Raw genomic sequence first — 17,786 nt, forward strand, 5'->3', positions numbered from 1 at the left:
AAACCTGTATCCCGGAGAAAAATGGCGAGGGGGGTGAAGCGGCGCGGCGTCGGCCTTAGCACGAACAGCGGGAGGGCTATGCTAGCATACGCGACTCAATCTGAGCTTATCCCGACAGGTGAAGCGTGCTCAGGGTGACTATGAATAAGTCGAGAGTTCCCGCGATGACCCAGTCCCTGGTAATTGATGAACTGATGACCCTGGTCGACCCTGGCAAGGTCCTCACCGACCCCGCCTCGCTCGACACCTACGGCAAGGACTGGACCAAGCACTATCCGCCCGCGCCCAGCGCCATCGTCTTCCCCAAATCCATCGATCAAGTCCAGGCCATCGTGCGCTGGGCCAACAGGCACAAGGTCGCCTTGGTGCCATCGGGCGGGCGTACAGGCTTGTCGGGCGCTGCGGTGGCCGCCCATGGCGAGGTGGTGGTCGCCTTCGACTACATGAACCAGATCCTGGCCTTCAATGAGTTCGATAGAACCGTCGTGTGCCAGCCGGGCGTGGTAACCCGGCAGCTTCAGCAGTTCGCCGAGGATCAGGGGCTGTACTACCCGGTGGACTTCGCCTCCAGCGGCTCCAGCCAGGTGGGTGGCAATATCGGCACCAACGCTGGCGGGATCAAGGTGATTCGCTACGGCATGACCCGCAACTGGGTGGCCGGGCTGAAGGTGGTCACTGGCCGGGGCGAGTTGCTTGAGCTGAATAAAGACCTGATCAAGAACGCCACCGGCTACGACTTGCGCCAGCTGTTCATCGGCGCCGAGGGCACCCTGGGCTTCGTGGTCGAGGCGACCATGCGCCTGGACCGCGCGCCGCGCAACCTTACCGCCATGGTACTGGGCACGCCCGACTTCGACGCGATCATGCCGGTGCTGCACGCCTTCCAGGGCAAGCTCGACCTGACTGCCTTCGAGTTCTTCTCCGACAAGGGCCTGGCCAAGATCATGGACCGCGGCGACGTGCCGGCGCCGTTCGCCACCCAGTGCCCGTTCTATGCCTTGCTGGAGTTCGAGGCCAGCACCGAGGAGGTGGCCAACGAGGCGCTGGCCACCTTCGAGCACTGCGTCGAGCAAGGTTGGGTGCTGGATGGGGTGATGAGCCAGAGCGAGACGCAGCTGAAGAATTTGTGGAAGCTGCGCGAGTACCTGTCCGAGACCATCTCCCACTGGACCCCGTACAAGAACGACATTTCCGTCACCGTCTCCAAGGTCCCGGCGTTCCTGCGCGATATCGATGCCATCGTCGGCGAGCACTACCCCGACTACGAAGTGGTCTGGTATGGCCATATCGGCGACGGCAACCTGCACCTGAACATCCTCAAGCCCGACGCCATGAGCAAGGATGACTTCTTCGCCTCGTGCGCCAAGGTCAACAAATGGGTGTTCGAGATCGTCGAGCGCTACCACGGCTCGATCTCCGCCGAGCACGGCGTGGGCATGACCAAGCGCGACTACCTTGGCTACAGCCGCTCGCCGGAGGAAATCGCCTGCATGAAGGCAATCAAGGCGGTGTTCGACCCGAACGGCATCATGAATCCGGGTAAGATCTTCGCTCCCGAATAAAAAGCAGTGTTCACAGGAGTCGGCCATGAGTTACCAGCACCAGTACGTAGACGGCACGCGTATTCACTTCCCGCTGGGCAAGGTGGTGTGCATCGGCCGTAACTACGCCGAGCACGCCAAGGAACTGGACAACCCTATCCCCAGCGAACCGCTGCTGTTCATCAAGCCGGGCAGTTGTGTGGTGCCCCTGGAAGGTGGTTTCAAGATCCCGACCGACCGCGGTTCGGTGCATTACGAGGCGGAGATCGCCGTGCTGCTGGGCAAGCCGCTGTCCACCCATCCGACCGTGGAAGAGGTGCTCGACGCCATTTCCGGCTATGCCCCGGCGCTCGACCTCACCCTGCGCGAGGTGCAGGCAACGCTAAAGGAAAAGGGCCTGCCGTGGGAACTGGCCAAGAGCTTCGATGGTGCCTGTGTGTTGCCACCGTTCGTGTCGGCGGGGACTTTCGACGATCTGGCCGATATCGGAATTCGTCTGACCATCAATGGTGAAGTGCGCCAGGATGGCAACAGCGCGCTTATGCTCAACCCTATCGTGCCGATGATCCAGCACATTGCAGGGCACTTTGCGCTGCAACCGGGCGATGTGATTCTCACTGGCACCCCGGCCGGCGTGGGGCCGTTCAATGTTGGCGATGAACTGGTGCTCGAGCTTCCCGGCGCCAGCCGCTTCGAAGGCCGGGTGCTCTGACCCGGCCTCGCCCAGATCCAGGTAGGCGCCGGCGTAGCCGGTGCCATCCTCCGCGTCGCCTGGTTCGCCAGCAAGGCTGGCTCCTACAGGCTTTGCCTGTGCTTTTACCGTTTTTTTCACACCTTATCCGGATAATGCGCAAAACTTCGCCTATTTCTTCCAGGACCCTTGCATGCCGTCTCCCGCCAGTACCCCGATCCTTGCCAAGCGCCGCTTCTATCGGCGCTGGCCCTTTGCCTTGGCTGTGGCAGCGTTGATCGGCTATGGGGTGGTGATGGCCATGCACTGGGATGACCGTGGGCTGTTGTGGGTGAAGGAAGGCTTCGAGAGCCAGGCCGAGCGTCAGGAGAGCATCTGGTTGCCAGACTATGTGGCAGACATCGATGCCAAGCCATTGCCTGGCATGGAGCGTGACGAAGCGTCCGATCTGGCCTACAGCCCGCGAACCCGCACGCTGTTCTCGGTAATGGGCAAGCATCCGTTTCTCGTCGAGCTGAACCTCGAAGGCGATGTCCTGCGCAAGATCCCCCTGGTCGGCTGGGCCAACCCTGAAGGCGTTGCGGTGCTCGAGGACGGCCAGATCGCCATCGTCGATGAGCGCCATCATGACCTGACAGTGGTCAAGGTGGATGCCACCACTACCTCGCTCGACCGCGGCGACTACCCGAGCCACGACCTGGGTGACGCCGGCAAGGGCAACAAGGGCTACGAGGCCATTGCCTGGGACGCGTCGCGTCAACGCCTGATCATCGGCGAGGAGCGTCCGCCGAAGCTGTACACCTGGAGCACCGATGGCCGCAGCCCCTTGCAGGGCGACAAGCAAGCACTGCCCAACGACGAGCTGGACCTGCGCAACCTGTCGGCCCTGGGTGTCGACCCGCGCACCGGTCACCTGCTGGTGCTTTCGGCCGACTCCAACATGCTGCTGGAGCTGGACGAGCAGGGCGAACAGGTCAGTTTCATGACCCTGCTGGGCGGCTTCAATGGCCTGCAGGACACCGTCCCGCGGGCCGAGGGCGTGGCCATGGACGAGCAAGGCACGCTGTATATCGTCAGTGAGCCGAACCTGTTCTATCGCTTCAGAAAACCCTGACAGCATCCTCAGCTATTGCCGATGATGGCATTAAGCTTTGCTTCAGTTGATAGTGGTTAGATGCGTGCTCCTTCAGCCGAGTCTGCCACCATGCGCCGTCCCTTTCGCCTGTTTCTGGTCTTTGTCGTGTTCGTTCCTTTGCTCGTGCTGGGCGTGGCCGGGCACGAGTTCCGGCTGTTCGAGCGCGGCTGGTTCAACCTCAAGACCTGGTGGCAGCCGGCCGAGCAGAGCATGGGCCTGGACCGTTACCAAGTGGTGATCGAGGCGCAGCCCGTCCAAGGGCTGGACGACGATATTTCGGCGCTGACCTACGACCCTGACCGCAAGAGCTTGTTCACCGTCACCAACGCCAAGTCGGAGCTGATCGAGCTATCACTGGACGGGCGCATCCTGCGGCGGGTGCCGCTGACCGGCTTCGGCGACCCCGAGGCGGTGGAGTACGTGGGCCCCAACAGCTACGTGATCACCGACGAGCGTGAGCAGCGGTTGATACGTGTGCGCCTGGACGACGACACGCTGTTCCTCGACGCCAACGATGCCGAGCAACTGTCCCTGGGCATCGGCCTGAACGGCAACAAGGGTTTCGAGGGGCTGGCCTACGACTCGGCCGGCAAGCGCCTGTTCGTGGCCAAGGAGCGTGACCCGATGATGATCTACGAGGTGCACGGCTTCCCCCACGACAATCCCGACAAACCCTATGCCGTGCACGTGGTGCAGGACCGCAAGCGTGACCGCCGGCTGTTCGTGCGTGACTTGTCCAGCTTGCAGTTCGACGAGCGCAGTGGGCACCTGCTGGCGCTGTCGGACGAGTCGCGGCTGGTGTTGGAGCTGGATGTCAAAGGTCGGCCGTTGAGCACCTTGTCGTTGCGCAAGGGCTTTCAGGGTTTGCAGGCGACGGTGCCGCAGGCGGAGGGGATCGCGATGGACGAGGCGGGGACCATCTACCTGGTCAGTGAGCCGAACCTGTTCTATGTGTTCAAGCAGCCTTGATGCCTTCGCGGGGCAAGCCCGCACCCACAAGCAATGTGGGAGCGGGCTTGCCTGTTTATTCGGCCTTGAGGGTCTTCACGCCTTCAGCGGTACCCAGCAGCAGCACATCGGCTGGACGCGCGGCGAACAGGCCGTTGGTGACCACGCCGACGATGGCGTTGATCTGGCTTTCCAGCGCCACCGGGTCGGTGATCTGCAGGTTGAACACGTCGAGAATGACGTTGCCGTTGTCGGTGACCACGCCTTCGCGATAGACCGGGTCGCCGCCCAGCTTGACCAGCTGGCGCGCGACGTGGCTGCGGGCCATCGGGATCACTTCGACCGGCAGCGGGAAGGCGCCGAGCACCGGTACCAGCTTGCTGGCGTCGGCAATGCAGATGAAGGTCTTGGCCACTGCCGCGACGATCTTCTCGCGGGTCAGGGCCGCGCCGCCGCCCTTGATCAGGTTGAGGTGGGCGTCGCTTTCGTCGGCGCCGTCGACGTAGAACTCCAGCTCGCTGACGCTGTTCAGCTCGTATACCGCAATGCCGTGGCCCTTCAGGCGCTGGGCGGTGGCTTCGGAGCTGGCGACGGCGCCGTCGAAGGCGGTCTTGTGCTGGGCCAGGGCGTCGATGAAGAAATTGGCGGTCGAGCCGGTGCCGACACCGACGACGCTTTTGTCGTCCAGTTTCGGCAGGATGAGGTCGACGGCGGCCTGGGCGACGGCCTGTTTGAGTTGGTCCTGGGTCATGCGGGCTCCGGGAGGGGCGGGCGGATTTCGAAAGTTGCCTAGTATAACGGCTCCTGCGGCGTTGCTGTGGTCGCCCGACGTAGCGCTGCGGTAGACTCCCAGCCCTTGTCCCGCGGCCCAGTGAAGCTTTCCGATGCTCGAACAGTACGTCAAGAAGATCCTCACCTCGCGCGTCTACGACGTTGCCGTCGAAACCCCGCTGCACAGCGCCGGGCAATTGAGCAAGCGTCTGGGCAACACGGTGCTGCTCAAGCGCGAGGACCTGCAACCGGTGTTCTCGTTCAAGATTCGCGGGGCCTACAACAAGCTGGCGCAGCTCAGTGCCGAGGAGCTGGCCCGCGGCGTGGTCACCGCCTCGGCCGGCAACCACGCCCAGGGCGTGGCCCTGGCGGCTCGCGAACTGGGGATCAAGGCGACCATCGTGATGCCCAAGACTACCCCGGAAATCAAGGTCGAAGGCGTGCGTTCGCGGGGCGGCAAGGTGGTGCTGCACGGCGACTCCTTCCCCGAGGCGCTGGCCTACTCGCTGAAGCTGGTCGAGGAAAAAGGCTTCGTCTACATCCACCCCTACGACGACCCGCACACCATTGCCGGGCAGGGCACGGTGGCCATGGAGATCCTGCGCCAGCATCCGGGCCAGCTGGACGCGATCTTCGTGCCGGTCGGCGGCGGCGGCCTGATCGCCGGCATCGCCGCCTACGTGAAGTACCTGCGCCCGGAAATCAAGGTGATCGGCGTCGAGCCGGACGACTCCAACTGCCTGCAGGCCGCCATGGCCGCTGGCGAGCGCGTGGTGTTGCCCCAGGTCGGGCTGTTCGCCGATGGCGTTGCCGTGGCGCAGATCGGCCAGCACACCTTCGACATCTGCCGCCATCATGTGGACGAGGTGATCACCGTCAGTACCGACGAGATCTGCGCGGCAATCAAGGATATCTACGACGATACCCGCTCGATCACCGAACCTGCCGGCGCCCTGGGCGTGGCTGGGATCAAGAAGTACGTAGAGCTCAAGGGCGTTGCCGGGCAGACCCTGGTGGCCATCGACTCAGGCGCCAACGTCAACTTCGACCGCCTGCGCCATGTGGCCGAGCGCGCCGAGCTGGGCGAGAAGCGCGAGGCGATCATCGCCGTGACCATTCCCGAGCGCCCGGGCAGCTTCAAGGCCTTCTGCGAGGCCATCGGCAAACGCCAGATCACCGAATTCAACTACCGCAAGCACACCTCCGACGAGGCGCATATCTTCGTCGGCGTGCAGACCCACCCGGAAACCGACCCGCGTGCCGCCTTGGTGCAGCAACTGGGCGAGCAGGGTTTCCCGGTGACCGACCTGACCGATAACGAACTGGCCAAGTTGCATATCCGCCACATGGTCGGCGGCCACTCGGCCGGAGCCAGCGACGAGATGGTGCTGCGCTTCGAGTTTCCCGAGCGCCCAGGGGCGCTGTTCAACTTCCTCAACAAGCTGGGGGGGCGCTGGAACATCTCGATGTTCCACTACCGCAACCACGGCGCCGCCGATGGCCGCGTGGTCGCGGGCCTGCAAGTGCCGGAGGAAGAACGCCACCTGGTGCCGGCGGCACTGGCCAAGATCGGCTACCCGTACTGGGACGAAACCGAGAACCCGGCGTACCGGCTATTCTTGGGCTGAACACGCCACACTGGCCTCGTGGGAGCGGCGGTACGCCGATGCGACTTGCCCCGCGATGCGGCCATCAGCAAGAAGGACGAAGGCAAAATGGAACACCTGACCACCCTCAAGACCCTGCACATCCTCGCCACCGCCTTGCTGCTGCTCGGCGCCCTGGGCCTGGCGATCTGGACCTGGCGGGCCCGCCGCCAGGGTGACAGCGAGGCCTATGCCAAGTTGCTGCGCCGGCCGCTGCTGTTCGTCTGGCTGCTGATGGGCCTATGCCTGGTGAGCATGCCGTTCACCGGCTGGTGGCTGGTGCACCTGGTCGGTTGGCCCCTGGGGCAGACCTGGGTGCTGGCCTCCAGCGTCATCTACAGCGTTGGCGCGTTCGCCGTGTGGTGGTTGCTGGTGCGCCTGAACCGCCTGCGCAAGGCCGAGGCGGTGGGCCTGAAATTCACCCTGGCGTTGGCGCTGTTCAGTGGTGCGTGCTTCCTGTCCATTGCCGGCCTGATGGGCGCCAAGCCGGTTTGAGGGCCTGCTCCCACCTGTAGGAGCCAGCCTTGCTGGTGCAGCCTTGCCAGCGCGTCGCAGATAAGCGTGGCGGGCGCGTTGCTGCGCGCTCGGGCTTTGTGGAACAATGCGGCGACATGCGTTTGCGAGGTTGCTGCCGTGATCGACCCGGATGGTTTTCGCCCCAATGTCGGGATCATTCTTACGAATGATGCCGGGCAGGTGCTATGGGCTCGGCGGATCAACCAGGATGCCTGGCAGTTTCCCCAGGGAGGCATCAACCCTGATGAAACGCCGGAAGATGCCCTGTACCGCGAGCTGAACGAAGAAGTGGGCCTGGAGCGCGAGGATGTGGAAATTCTTGCCTGCACCCGTGGCTGGTTGCGTTATCGTTTACCCCAGCGCCTGGTGCGCACCCACAGCCAACCGCTGTGCATCGGCCAGAAACAGAAGTGGTTCCTGCTGCGCCTGGTGAGCAACGAGCAACGGGTGCGCATGGACCTCACCGGCAAACCGGAATTCGACGGCTGGCGCTGGGTCAGCTACTGGTATCCGCTGGGCCAGGTGGTGACATTCAAGCGCGAGGTGTACCGGCGCGCCCTGAAAGAGCTAGCCCCGCGCCTGCTGACGCGCGACTGACGACGGAGTCCGACCCCGAGCCATGCTCAATACGCTGCGCAAGATCGTCCAGGAAGTGAACTCCGCCAAAGATCTCAAGACGGCGTTGGGGATCATTGTCTTGCGCGTCAAGGAAGCCATGGGCAGCCAGGTCTGCTCGGTGTACTTGCTCGACCCGGACAGCAACCGCTTCGTGCTGATGGCCACCGAGGGCCTGAACAAGCGCTCCATCGGCAAGGTCAGCATGGCCCCCAACGAGGGTCTGGTTGGCCTGGTCGGCACCCGCGAGGAGCCGCTCAACCTCGAGAACGCCGCCGACCACCCCCGCTACCGCTACTTCGCCGAGACCGGCGAAGAGAAATTCGCCTCCTTCCTCGGTGCGCCGATCATCCACCACCGTCGCGTGGTTGGGGTGCTGGTCATCCAGCAGAAGGAGCGCCGCCAGTTCGATGAAGGCGAGGAAGCTTTCCTGGTCACCATGAGCGCCCAGCTCGCCGGGGTGATCGCCCACGCCGAGGCCACCGGCTCGATCCGTGGCCTGGGGCGTCAAGGCAAGGGCATTCAGGAGGCGCGCTTCGTCGGCGTGCCGGGTTCGCCCGGCGCGGCGGTCGGCCGTGCCGTGGTGATGCTGCCCCCCGCCGACCTGGAAGTGGTGCCGGACAAGACCGTCGAGGACATCGACAACGAACTGAAGCTGTTCAACAACGCCCTCGAAGGCGTGCGCGAGGACATGCGCAAGCTGTCGGCCAAGCTGGCCACCCAGCTGCGTCCCGAGGAGCGCGCGCTGTTCGATGTGTACCTGATGATGCTCGAGGACGCCGCCCTCGGTGGCGAGGTGATCGAGGTCATCAAGACCGGCCAGTGGGCCCAGGGCGCGCTGCGCCAGGTGGTCGGCGAGCACGTCAATCGTTTCGAGCTGATGGACGACGATTACCTGCGTGAGCGCGCCTCTGACGTCAAGGACCTCGGCCGGCGCCTGCTCGCCTACCTGCAGGAAGCCCGTTCGCAGTCGCTGGTGTACCAGGACAACACCATCCTGGTCAGCGAGGAGCTGACCCCGGCCATGCTCGGCGAAGTGCCCGAAGGCAAGCTGGTGGGCCTGGTGTCGGTGCTCGGCTCGGGCAACTCCCACGTGGCGATCCTCGCCCGAGCCATGGGCATCCCCACTGTAATGGGCCTGGTCGACCTGCCGTATTCGAAGGTCGATGGCATCGAGCTGATCGTCGACGGTTACAAGGGCGAGGTGTTCACCAACCCTGGCGAGGTGCTGCGCAAGCAGTACAGCGACGTGGTCGAGGAAGAGCGCCAACTGGCCCAGGGCCTCGACGCCCTGCGCGAGCTGCCATGCATCACCCCCGACGGCCACCGCATGCCGCTGTGGGTCAACACCGGCCTGCTCGCCGATGTCGCCCGCGCCCAGCAGCGTGGCGCCGAGGGCGTCGGCCTGTATCGCACCGAAGTGCCGTTCATGATCAACCAGCGCTTCCCCAGCGAGAAAGAACAGCTGGCGATTTACCGCGAGCAACTGCAAGCGTTCCATCCGCTGCCGGTGACCATGCGCAGCCTCGACATCGGCGGCGACAAGTCGTTGTCGTATTTTCCGATCAAGGAAGAAAACCCGTTCCTTGGCTGGCGCGGCATTCGCGTGACCCTCGACCATCCGGAAATCTTCCTGGTGCAGACCCGCGCCATGCTCAAGGCCAGCGAGGGCCTGAACAACCTGCGCATCCTGCTGCCGATGATTTCCGGCATCCACGAGCTGGAAGAAGCCCAGCACCTGATCCACCGCGCCTGGGGAGAGGTGCGTGACGAAGGCACCGACGTGCCGATGCCGCCGGTGGGGGTGATGGTGGAGATTCCGGCCGCGGTCTACCAGACCCGCGAACTGGCGCGCCAGGTGGACTTCCTGTCGGTCGGCTCCAACGACCTGACCCAGTACCTGCTGGCGGTGGACCGCAACAATCCACGGGTCGCCGACCTGTACGACTACCTGCACCCGGCGGTGCTGCAAGCGTTGCAGACGGTGGTCAGCGTCGCCCACGAGGAAGGCAAGCCGGTGAGCATCTGCGGCGAGATGGCCGGTGACCCGGCGGCGGCAATCCTGTTGATGGCCATGGGCTTCGACAGCTTGTCGATGAACGCCACCAACCTGCCTAAGGTCAAGTGGATGCTGCGCCAGGTCAACCTGGGCAAGGCTCGTGAGTTGCTGGCCGATGCCATGAGCCACGACAACCCGCAAGTTATCCACAGCTCGTTGCAGCTGGCACTGAAGAACCTCGGGCTGGCGCGGATGATCGGGCCGAACAAGACCCTCTGATTCGCTGCGCCTGGACGGGCCCTTTCGCCGGCAAAGCCGGCTCCTGCGACGGTCGCGGCGTTACGCCTATCCTGTAGGAGCCGGCTTTGCCGGTGAACCGCCCGTAAACCACCTCAAACCTCCAGGCTGACCTCCCCGAGGTGCCCGCCAAACGGCCCGAAACTGCGCTCGACCATCCGCCGCCGCCCCTGGCCGTCCACGATCAGCACCGTGCTCGCCCGCGTCCCGTAGTTCTGGCTGGCAATGAACACGCTCGACAGCAGTCGCTCGGTGGCCAGCCCCACTCCAGTCTCAGGTAAGTCGCCGTCCAACGCAGGCTGTGTATCGCCCAGCAGCGCCAATAGTCGCTGTGGATCGGCGCTCTCAAGCAATCCCTCCAACCCACTGCGCGCCTTCACCAGCTTCGGCCAAGGCGTATCCAGCCCGGCATTCGACAGCCCGTAGACCCCGGCGCCCAACAAGCGTGGCGCCGGCTCCCGGGCATGCAGGTAACCCAGTCGCTCGCTGTCACCCACCAGCAGGTTGAAACCCGAGTACTGCCCGCTGCGGTTGGCCACCTGGTCCAGGTAGGCCTCGACCCCCAGCTCGCCTTGCAGGTACGCCGCCACCAATTCGCCGCGTGAGCGCGGCCCCACCGGCCGGCCTGGGTCGCGGATGTTGGTCAGCGCCGCGAAGCGTCCGCCCGGGCCGATGCCCAGCCAGGTGCCGCCGGCTTCCAGGTCGCGCCCGGCGTGCACCCCAGGGGCATCCTCCCAGGCTGCCAGGGCCTGGGTCGGCCGGGCATAGAACTCGTCGCGGTTGGCCGCGACGATCAGCGGCAAGGCGTGCCCCGGCCGCCAGGCGAATACGATCAGGCACATAGGTTGTCCCCTGTGTTTTCGGCCACTCTACCCGCGTAGTCGGTGGCTATCCATCATCTGACACAGAGTTCACTAGAGCGCCGGGCTTGGCTTCCGTTACCATGCCGGATTGTTTTCCACAGGGGCCACGAATGGAATTCGCTCTCTATCTGCTGTTGGGCGCCTGCGCCGGCGTGCTGGCCGGGCTGTTCGGCGTCGGTGGCGGCATCATCATCGTGCCGGTGCTGGTGTTCAGCTTCACCTTGCAGGGCTTCGACCCTTCGGTGCTGACCCACCTGGCCGTCGGTACTTCGCTGGCGACCATCGTCTTCACCTCGATCAATGCCGTGCGCGAGCACCAGCGCAAGGGCGCGGTGCAATGGCCGATCTTCGCCTGGATGACCCTGGGCATCCTGCTCGGCGCGCTGGTCGGGGCCAAGACCGCCTCGTTGATCCAGGGCCCGATGCTGCAGAAGATCATCGGCGTGTTCGCCCTGGTGATCGCCGTGCAGATGGCCCTGGACTTCAAGCCCAAGGCCAGCCGCGGCATCCCCGGCAAGCCGGGCCTGGCCGCCGCTGGCGGGGTGATCGGCTGGGCCTCGGCGATCTTCGGCATCGGTGGCGGCTCCTTGACCGTGCCGTTCCTGACCTGGCGCAGCCTGCCCATGCAGCAGGCCGTGGCGACTTCGTCGGCCTGCGGCCTGCCGATCGCCCTGGCCAGCGCCCTGGGCTTCATGTGGCTGGGTTGGCACGAGGAACACTTGCCGGCCCACAGCCTGGGCTACGTCTATCTTCCGGCGCTGGTCGGCATCGCCGCCACCAGCATGTTCTTCGCTCGCTACGGCGCGCGTCTGGCGCACAAACTGTCGCCGCGCGTGCTCAAGCGTCTGTTCGCCGCGCTGCTGTTCTGCGTCGGACTCAGCTTCCTTATCTGAATCTAGAGGAAAGACAATGCTGCCTTACCCGCAGATCGACCCGGTGGCCGTGGCCCTCGGTCCACTGAAAATCCACTGGTACGGCCTGATGTACCTGATCGGCATCGGCGGCGCCTGGCTGCTGGCCTCGCGCCGGCTGAACCGCTTCGACCCGACCTGGAACCGCGAGAAACTCTCCGACCTGGTGTTCTGGCTGTCGATGGGGGTGATCGTCGGCGGCCGCCTGGGCTACGTGCTGTTCTACGACCTGCACCAGTACCTGGCCAACCCGACGCTGATCTTCGAGGTGTGGAAGGGCGGCATGTCGTTCCACGGCGGCTTTATCGGCGTGATGCTGGCGGCGCTGTGGTTCGGCAAGCGCAACAACAAGTCGTTCTTCGAGCTGATGGACTTCGTCGCCCCGCTGGTGCCGATCGGCCTGGGGGCCGGGCGCATCGGCAACTTCATCAACGCCGAGCTGTGGGGCAAGGCCACCGATGTGCCGTGGGCCATGGTGTTCCCGCCGTTCAGCGATCCGGCGCAGCTACCACGTCACCCGTCGCAGCTGTACCAGTTCGCCCTCGAAGGTGTGGCATTATTCGCCATCCTTTGGCTGTACTCGCGCAAGCCGCGCCCGACCATGGCGGTTTCCGGCATGTTCGCGCTGTTCTATGGCATCTTCCGCTTCATCGTGGAGTTCGTGCGGGTGCCCGACGCGCAACTGGGTTATATCGCCTTCGGCTGGCTGACCATGGGTCAGCTGCTCTGCGTGCCGATGATCGTCGGCGGCCTGTTCCTGATCTGGTGGGCCTACAACCGCAAACCGACGGCCAAGGCCACCGTTTGATTTTTCCGGCAGGGGCGATCCCCCTGCCGTCCTTGCTACAGGTAAGCCATGAAACAGTATCTAGACCTGGTGCGTGACGTCATCGACAACGGCACGCTGCAGCAGAACCGCACCGGCGTGCGCACCATCAGCTTGCCGGGCGCCATGCTGCGCTTCGACCTGCAAAAAGGCTTCCCGGCCATCACCACGCGCAAGCTGGCGTTCAAGTCGGCGATCGGCGAGATGGTGGGTTTTTTGCGCAGCGTGAAGAACGCCGGCGAGTTCCGCGACCTGGGCTGCAAGGTCTGGGACCAGAACGCCAACGAGAACGCCCAGTGGCTGGCCAACCCGTTCCGCCAGGGCCATGACGACCTCGGCGAGATCTACGGCGTGCAGTGGCGCCAGTGGCCGGGCTACAAGCGTATTGCGCTGAGCAACCCGGCAGCCATCGCGATGGCCGAACAGGCGGGCTTCCGCCAGATCGCCAGGGACGAGGAGGACGGCCAGGCGTTCGTCATCCTGTACAAGGCCATCGACCAGGTGCGCCAGTGCCTGGACACCATCGTCAACGACCCGGGCAGCCGGCGCATCCTGTTCCACGGCTGGAACTGCGCCCAGCTCGACGAGATGGCCCTGCCGCCGTGCCACCTGTTGTACCAGTTCCACCCGAATGTCGAGACCAAGGAAATCTCCCTGACCCTCTACATTCGCTCCAACGACCTGGGCCTGGGCACGCCGTTCAACCTCACCGAAGGCGCGGCGCTACTGTCGCTGTTCGGCCGCCTGACCGGCTACACCCCGCGCTGGTTCACCTACTTCATCGGCGATGCCCATGTGTACGAGAACCACCTGCAGATGCTGGGCGAGCAGATGAAGCGCGAGCCGCTGGCGGCGCCCAAGCTGGTGATCAGCGACCGCGTACCGGCGTTTGCCGATACCGGCAAGTACGAGCCGGAGTGGCTGGAGAAGATCGAGCCGAGCGACTTCTGGCTGGAAGGCTACGAGCACCATGCGCCGATGACGGCGCCGATGGCGGTCTGACAGCCCTTCAACGCCTGAGCTTGAACAATCGCGGGGCAAGTCGCATCGGCGCACCGATACGACTTGCCCCGCGATGTGATTTCAATTCCCGTGGCTACGCCCTACGTGGGAATGCTCCACCTCTGGCATGGTCACCGCCCCATTCGTCTCCAGCTGCTGCAAGATTGCGCACTCCGCCCCCTGCGCATTGCACTGCTGCCGCAGTTCCACCAGCTGTACCTGCAGTGCCACCAGCCCATCGATCCTCGCCTGCACATGCTCGATATGCGCGTCGATCAGCGCATTGACGCTGCCGCATGAGCCATCCGGGCTGTCGCGCAGGTTCAGCAGGCTGCGAATTTCGTCCAGGGTCATGTCCAAGGTGCGGCAGTTGCGGATGAAGGTCAGCCGCTCGACATGCGCCTGGGTATACAGCCGGTAGTTGCCGTCGCTGCGCGCAGGCTCTGGCAGCAGCTGTTCACGCTCGTAATAGCGAATGGTCTCGACCGCGCAGTCGGTGGCTTTGGCCAGCTCTCCGATCTTCATGATGGCAAATCTCCAACAAGGGGCTTGACCCTATAGTGGCTACAGGGTGTTCACTTGGCAACAACCCTCCCCGTAGAAGCCGGCTTGCCGGCGAAGGCGTCAGCAGGGACGACACCTTTGCCTGGGCGGACGCTTTCGCCAGCTAGGCTGGCTCCTACAGGAAGCAAGCTCCCTTTAAGGACGATGCCATGAACCAGCCTGTCAGCCCCGAACACAAGCATGACCACGACCATGGTGAAAAGGGTCATGGCCACGAACCCCATGCGCACAGTTGCTGCGGCTCTCACGCCGCGCCGGCCAAGGTGCAACTGACCGCGAAGGCCAGTGACCAGGCGCGTCTCAGTCGCTTTCGTATCGAGGCCATGGACTGCCCCACCGAGCAGACCCTGATCCAGGACAAGCTGGGCAAGCTGGCCGGCGTCGAGCAACTGGAGTTCAACCTGATCAACCGGGTACTGGGCGTGCGTCACACCCTGGGCGATACCGCCGAGATCGAGCGGGCCATCGACAGCCTGGGCATGAAGGCCGAGCCGCTGGCCGCCGAGGACGATGGCAGTGCCGCGGCGCCACAGGCTGCCAAGACCCGCTGGTGGCCGCTGGCGTTGGCGGGGGTTGCCGCCATCGCCGCAGAGCTTGCGCATTTCTCCGGTAAAGCCCCGGAGTGGCTGGTGGCCGCGCTGGCCTTGGCCGCCATCCTCGGCTGTGGCCTGGGCACCTACAAGAAGGGCTGGATTGCCCTGAAAAACCGCAATCTCAATATCAATGCGCTGATGAGCATCGCCGTGACCGGCGCCGTGCTGATCGGCCAGTGGCCGGAAGCGGCGATGGTGATGGTGCTGTTCACCGTCGCCGAGCTGATCGAGGCGCGCTCGCTGGACCGCGCGCGCAATGCCATTGGCGGGCTGATGCAGTTGGCGCCGGACATGGCCACCGTGCAGCAGGCCGATGGCCAGTGGCGTGAAGTCGATGTGCGCGAGGTAGCCATCGGTGCCCTGGTGCGGGTGCGCCCCGGCGAGCGTATCGGCCTGGATGGCGAGGTGGTCAGTGGCCAGTCCAGCGTCGACCAGGCGCCGATCACCGGTGAAAGCCTGCCGGTTGAAAAAACCGTGGGCGACAAGCTGTTCGCCGGCACCATCAACCAGGCCGGCGCGCTGGAGTTTCGAGTCGGCGCGGCCGCCGGCCAGTCGACCCTGGCGCGCATCATCAAGGCTGTCGAGCAGGCCCAGGGCGCCCGTGCGCCGACCCAGCGCTTCGTCGATCAGTTCTCGCGCATCTATACCCCGGTGGTGTTCGCCGTTGCCCTGGCCGTGGCGGTGATTCCGCCGCTGTTCATGGCCGGCGCCTGGTTCGACTGGATCTACCGGGCCCTGGTGCTGCTGGTGGTGGCCTGCCCGTGCGCGCTGGTGATCTCCACCCCGGTGACCATCGTCAGCGGCCTGGCCGCGGCGGCGCGCAAGGGCATCCTGATCAAGGGCGGGGTGTACCTGGAGGGCGGTCGCAAGCTGGACTACCTGGCCCTGGACAAGACCGGCACCATCACCCACGGCAAGCCGGTGCAGACCGACAGCCAGGTGCTCGACAGGCTGTTCGAAGACCGCGCCCAGGCCCTGGCCGCCAGCCTGGCGGCCCGCTCCGACCACCCGGTGTCCGGTGCCATCGCGCTGTTCGCCAAGGACCAGGGCCTGGTCCTGAACGAGGTCACCGAGTTCGCGGCGCTAGCCGGGCGTGGTGTGCGCGGTGATATCGACGGCCAGACCTACCACCTGGGCAACCATCGCCTGGTGGAGGAACTCGGCTTGTGCTCGCCGCAACTGGAGGCGCAACTGGACGTGCTGGAGCGCCAGGGCAAGACCGTGGTGCTGCTGCTCGACCGCAACGGTCCGCTGGCGTTGTTCGCCGTGGCCGACACGGTCAAGGACAGCAGTCGCCAGGCCATCGCCGAGTTGCATGAACTGGGTATCAAAACCGTCATGCTGACCGGCGACAATCCGCACACCGCGCAGGCTATCGCCGCCCAGGTGGGGATAGACCGCGCCGAGGGCAACCTGTTGCCGGCGGACAAGCTGGCCACCATCGAGAGCCTGTACGCCCAGCAGCACCGGGTCGGCATGGTCGGTGACGGCATCAACGACGCCCCGGCCCTGGCCCGCGCCGAGATCGGCTTCGCCATGGCCGCCGCCGGAACCGACACTGCCATCGAGACCGCCGACGTGGCGTTGATGGACGACGACTTGCGCAAAATCCCGGCGTTCGTCAGGCTGTCGCGCCAATGTGGGGCGATTCTCACCCAGAACATCGTGCTGGCCCTGGGGATCAAGGCGATTTTCCTGGCGATCACCTTCGCCGGCATGGCCACCATGTGGATGGCGGTGTTCGCCGACATGGGGGTGAGCCTGCTGGTGGTGTTCAACGGTCTGCGTTTATTGCGCAAATAGAGGTCATGCAATGCTCAGTGCCGAGCTCAAAGCCTTCTACATGGTGGCCCGCCAGGGTAGCGTCACCCTGGCGGCGAAGAAGCTCGGGCTTAGCCAGCCGACGGTGACCACGCAGATTCGCAACCTCGAAAGCCAGTACAACGTCGAGTTGTTCTACCGTGGTGGTCGACGCCTGGTGCTGAGCGAGGAGGGTGTGCGCTTGCTGCCGTTGGTCAAGGCGCTGTTGCAGCAGGAAGCCGACATCGAGTTCGAGCTGCGCAACAGCGGCCAGGCCCAGGGCAGCCTGCGCATCGCCGCCACGGCGCCGTACTACATCCTCGACTTGGTGAAGGTCTTTCGCGAGCGCCTGCCCCAGGTGGAGGTGGCGGTGGAGATCGGCAACTCGCAGCAGGTGCTGGAAATGCTCGAGGACTATCGGGTGGATATCGCCGTGTCGTCGCAATTGCTCGAGGATGCGCGGTTGGTGCGTCGGGTGTTGGGGACTGATCCGTTGGTGATGGCGGTGCATCGAAACCACCCGTTGGCCCAGCGTCAGGCGGTGTCGATCGATGCGGTGGCGGGGCATTGCCTGCTGATGCGCGAAGCGGGCTCGACCACGCGCAAGCTGACTGAGCAGATGATGCAGGAGGCGGGGGTCAAGGCTGGGGCTTTGCTGGAGATTGGCAGCCGGGAGTCGATTCGCGAGGCGGTTTTGCGCAATATCGGTATCAGTGTCATTGCCCGGCATGAAGTACCGCATAATCCGGAGTTACGGGTATTGGCGTTGGAAAATGCGCCGGTGATGCATGAATATTTATATTGCCTGAAAGAGCGGCGTCAGGCGCGGTTGCCGGCGGCGTTTCTTGGCGTGGCGCAGGAAGTTGTTGGATCGCAGTTCTGAAAGTGCTCTTCTCTTGACTGAACACCATTGGTCGCAACGCAAATTTCGTGCTCGTGCTCTGCTTTTGATTTTGCTTCTAAGCGCGCAATAGTTCAGGCAACACAAATTGCGACTTCAGGAGGCCGAGCGGAGTTCTTGCGTAGTGGGGCGACGGCCATGGATGGCCGTCGAGCGCTGCGCCCCAG

General features: G+C 64.5%; 16 protein-coding genes. 13 read left to right on the forward strand and 3 right to left on the reverse strand.

Annotated elements, in window-relative coordinates:
- The first annotated feature begins 164 nt into the window (after positions 1-164).
- The 4 genes from ACODS5_RS21255 to ACODS5_RS21270 all read left to right on the forward strand — a co-directional run bounded on the left by ACODS5_RS21255 (position 165) and on the right by ACODS5_RS21270 (position 4,336).
- Entirely contained in the window at positions 165-1,562 is a 1,398-nt protein-coding gene (locus ACODS5_RS21255; protein ID WP_134694056.1) for an FAD-binding oxidoreductase, read from the forward strand.
- A 25-nt stretch (positions 1,563-1,587) separates the two neighbouring features.
- Positions 1,588-2,253 (forward strand): fumarylacetoacetate hydrolase family protein, encoded by a 666-nt coding sequence (locus tag ACODS5_RS21260; protein ID WP_134694057.1) that lies wholly within the window; start codon positions 1,588-1,590, stop codon positions 2,251-2,253.
- Positions 2,254-2,425: 172 nt separating this feature from the next.
- Positions 2,426-3,346: an SdiA-regulated domain-containing protein gene (locus tag ACODS5_RS21265; RefSeq protein ID WP_489109600.1), complete on the forward strand. Its 921-nt coding sequence runs from the start codon at positions 2,426-2,428 to the stop codon at positions 3,344-3,346.
- Between the two features lie 90 nt (positions 3,347-3,436).
- Positions 3,437-4,336 (forward strand): SdiA-regulated domain-containing protein, encoded by a 900-nt coding sequence (locus ACODS5_RS21270; RefSeq protein WP_489109601.1) that lies wholly within the window; start codon positions 3,437-3,439, stop codon positions 4,334-4,336.
- A 55-nt stretch (positions 4,337-4,391) separates the two neighbouring features.
- Here the strand turns inward: ACODS5_RS21270 and rpiA are convergent, their stop codons facing one another.
- On the reverse strand, positions 4,392-5,066 hold the full coding sequence (rpiA, locus tag ACODS5_RS21275) for a ribose-5-phosphate isomerase RpiA (RefSeq protein ID WP_134694060.1): 675 nt from the start codon (positions 5,064-5,066) through the stop codon (positions 4,392-4,394).
- A 133-nt stretch (positions 5,067-5,199) separates the two neighbouring features.
- On the opposite strand from rpiA, the gene ilvA reads away from it, so the two are divergent.
- The 4 genes from ilvA (at position 5,200) to ptsP (ending at position 10,141) form a co-directional block, all read left to right on the forward strand.
- Complete coding sequence (gene ilvA / locus ACODS5_RS21280) at positions 5,200-6,714, forward strand: threonine ammonia-lyase, biosynthetic (protein WP_134694061.1); 1,515 nt, start codon at positions 5,200-5,202, stop codon at positions 6,712-6,714.
- 87 nt (positions 6,715-6,801) lie between these two features.
- The gene (locus tag ACODS5_RS21285; protein ID WP_489109602.1) at positions 6,802-7,227 is read left to right on the forward strand and encodes a DUF2269 domain-containing protein; all 426 of its coding nucleotides are present in this window, start codon (positions 6,802-6,804) and stop codon (positions 7,225-7,227) included.
- A 138-nt stretch (positions 7,228-7,365) separates the two neighbouring features.
- A complete protein-coding gene (locus tag ACODS5_RS21290; protein WP_029614755.1) occupies positions 7,366-7,845 on the forward strand; it encodes an RNA pyrophosphohydrolase in 480 nt (159 codons plus the stop codon).
- Between the two features lie 22 nt (positions 7,846-7,867).
- Entirely contained in the window at positions 7,868-10,141 is a 2,274-nt protein-coding gene (gene ptsP / locus ACODS5_RS21295) for a phosphoenolpyruvate--protein phosphotransferase (protein WP_134694063.1), read from the forward strand.
- A gap of 113 nt (positions 10,142-10,254) precedes the next feature.
- Here ptsP and ACODS5_RS21300 read toward each other — a convergent pair whose 3' ends face one another.
- Positions 10,255-11,001, reverse strand: coding sequence for an NRDE family protein (locus ACODS5_RS21300; protein ID WP_489109603.1), 747 nt, complete (start codon positions 10,999-11,001; stop codon positions 10,255-10,257).
- A 131-nt stretch (positions 11,002-11,132) separates the two neighbouring features.
- Between ACODS5_RS21300 and ACODS5_RS21305 the strand changes: the two genes are divergently transcribed.
- From ACODS5_RS21305 to ACODS5_RS21315, 3 genes are read left to right on the forward strand one after another with little or no spacing between them, the layout of a single operon-like run.
- Complete coding sequence (locus tag ACODS5_RS21305) at positions 11,133-11,915, forward strand: sulfite exporter TauE/SafE family protein (RefSeq protein WP_134694065.1); 783 nt, start codon at positions 11,133-11,135, stop codon at positions 11,913-11,915.
- A 16-nt stretch (positions 11,916-11,931) separates the two neighbouring features.
- Positions 11,932-12,741 carry a prolipoprotein diacylglyceryl transferase gene (gene lgt, locus ACODS5_RS21310; protein ID WP_134694066.1) on the forward strand — a complete coding sequence of 270 codons (810 nt, stop codon included), beginning with the start codon at positions 11,932-11,934 and terminating at the stop codon, positions 12,739-12,741.
- A gap of 48 nt (positions 12,742-12,789) precedes the next feature.
- Complete coding sequence (locus ACODS5_RS21315) at positions 12,790-13,761, forward strand: thymidylate synthase (RefSeq protein WP_489109604.1); 972 nt, start codon at positions 12,790-12,792, stop codon at positions 13,759-13,761.
- Positions 13,762-13,842: 81 nt separating this feature from the next.
- Here the strand turns inward: ACODS5_RS21315 and cadR are convergent, their stop codons facing one another.
- Positions 13,843-14,286 (reverse strand): cadmium resistance transcriptional regulator CadR, encoded by a 444-nt coding sequence (gene cadR, locus ACODS5_RS21320; protein WP_134694068.1) that lies wholly within the window; start codon positions 14,284-14,286, stop codon positions 13,843-13,845.
- A gap of 188 nt (positions 14,287-14,474) precedes the next feature.
- On the opposite strand from cadR, the gene ACODS5_RS21325 reads away from it, so the two are divergent.
- Positions 14,475-16,721 (forward strand): heavy metal translocating P-type ATPase, encoded by a 2,247-nt coding sequence (locus tag ACODS5_RS21325; RefSeq protein ID WP_134694069.1) that lies wholly within the window; start codon positions 14,475-14,477, stop codon positions 16,719-16,721.
- Between the two features lie 10 nt (positions 16,722-16,731).
- Entirely contained in the window at positions 16,732-17,601 is an 870-nt protein-coding gene (locus tag ACODS5_RS21330) for a LysR family transcriptional regulator (protein ID WP_134694070.1), read from the forward strand.
- Positions 17,602-17,786: the final 185 nt, after the last annotated feature.

The sequence above is a fragment of the Pseudomonas sp. FG47 genome, from assembly GCF_057809115.1.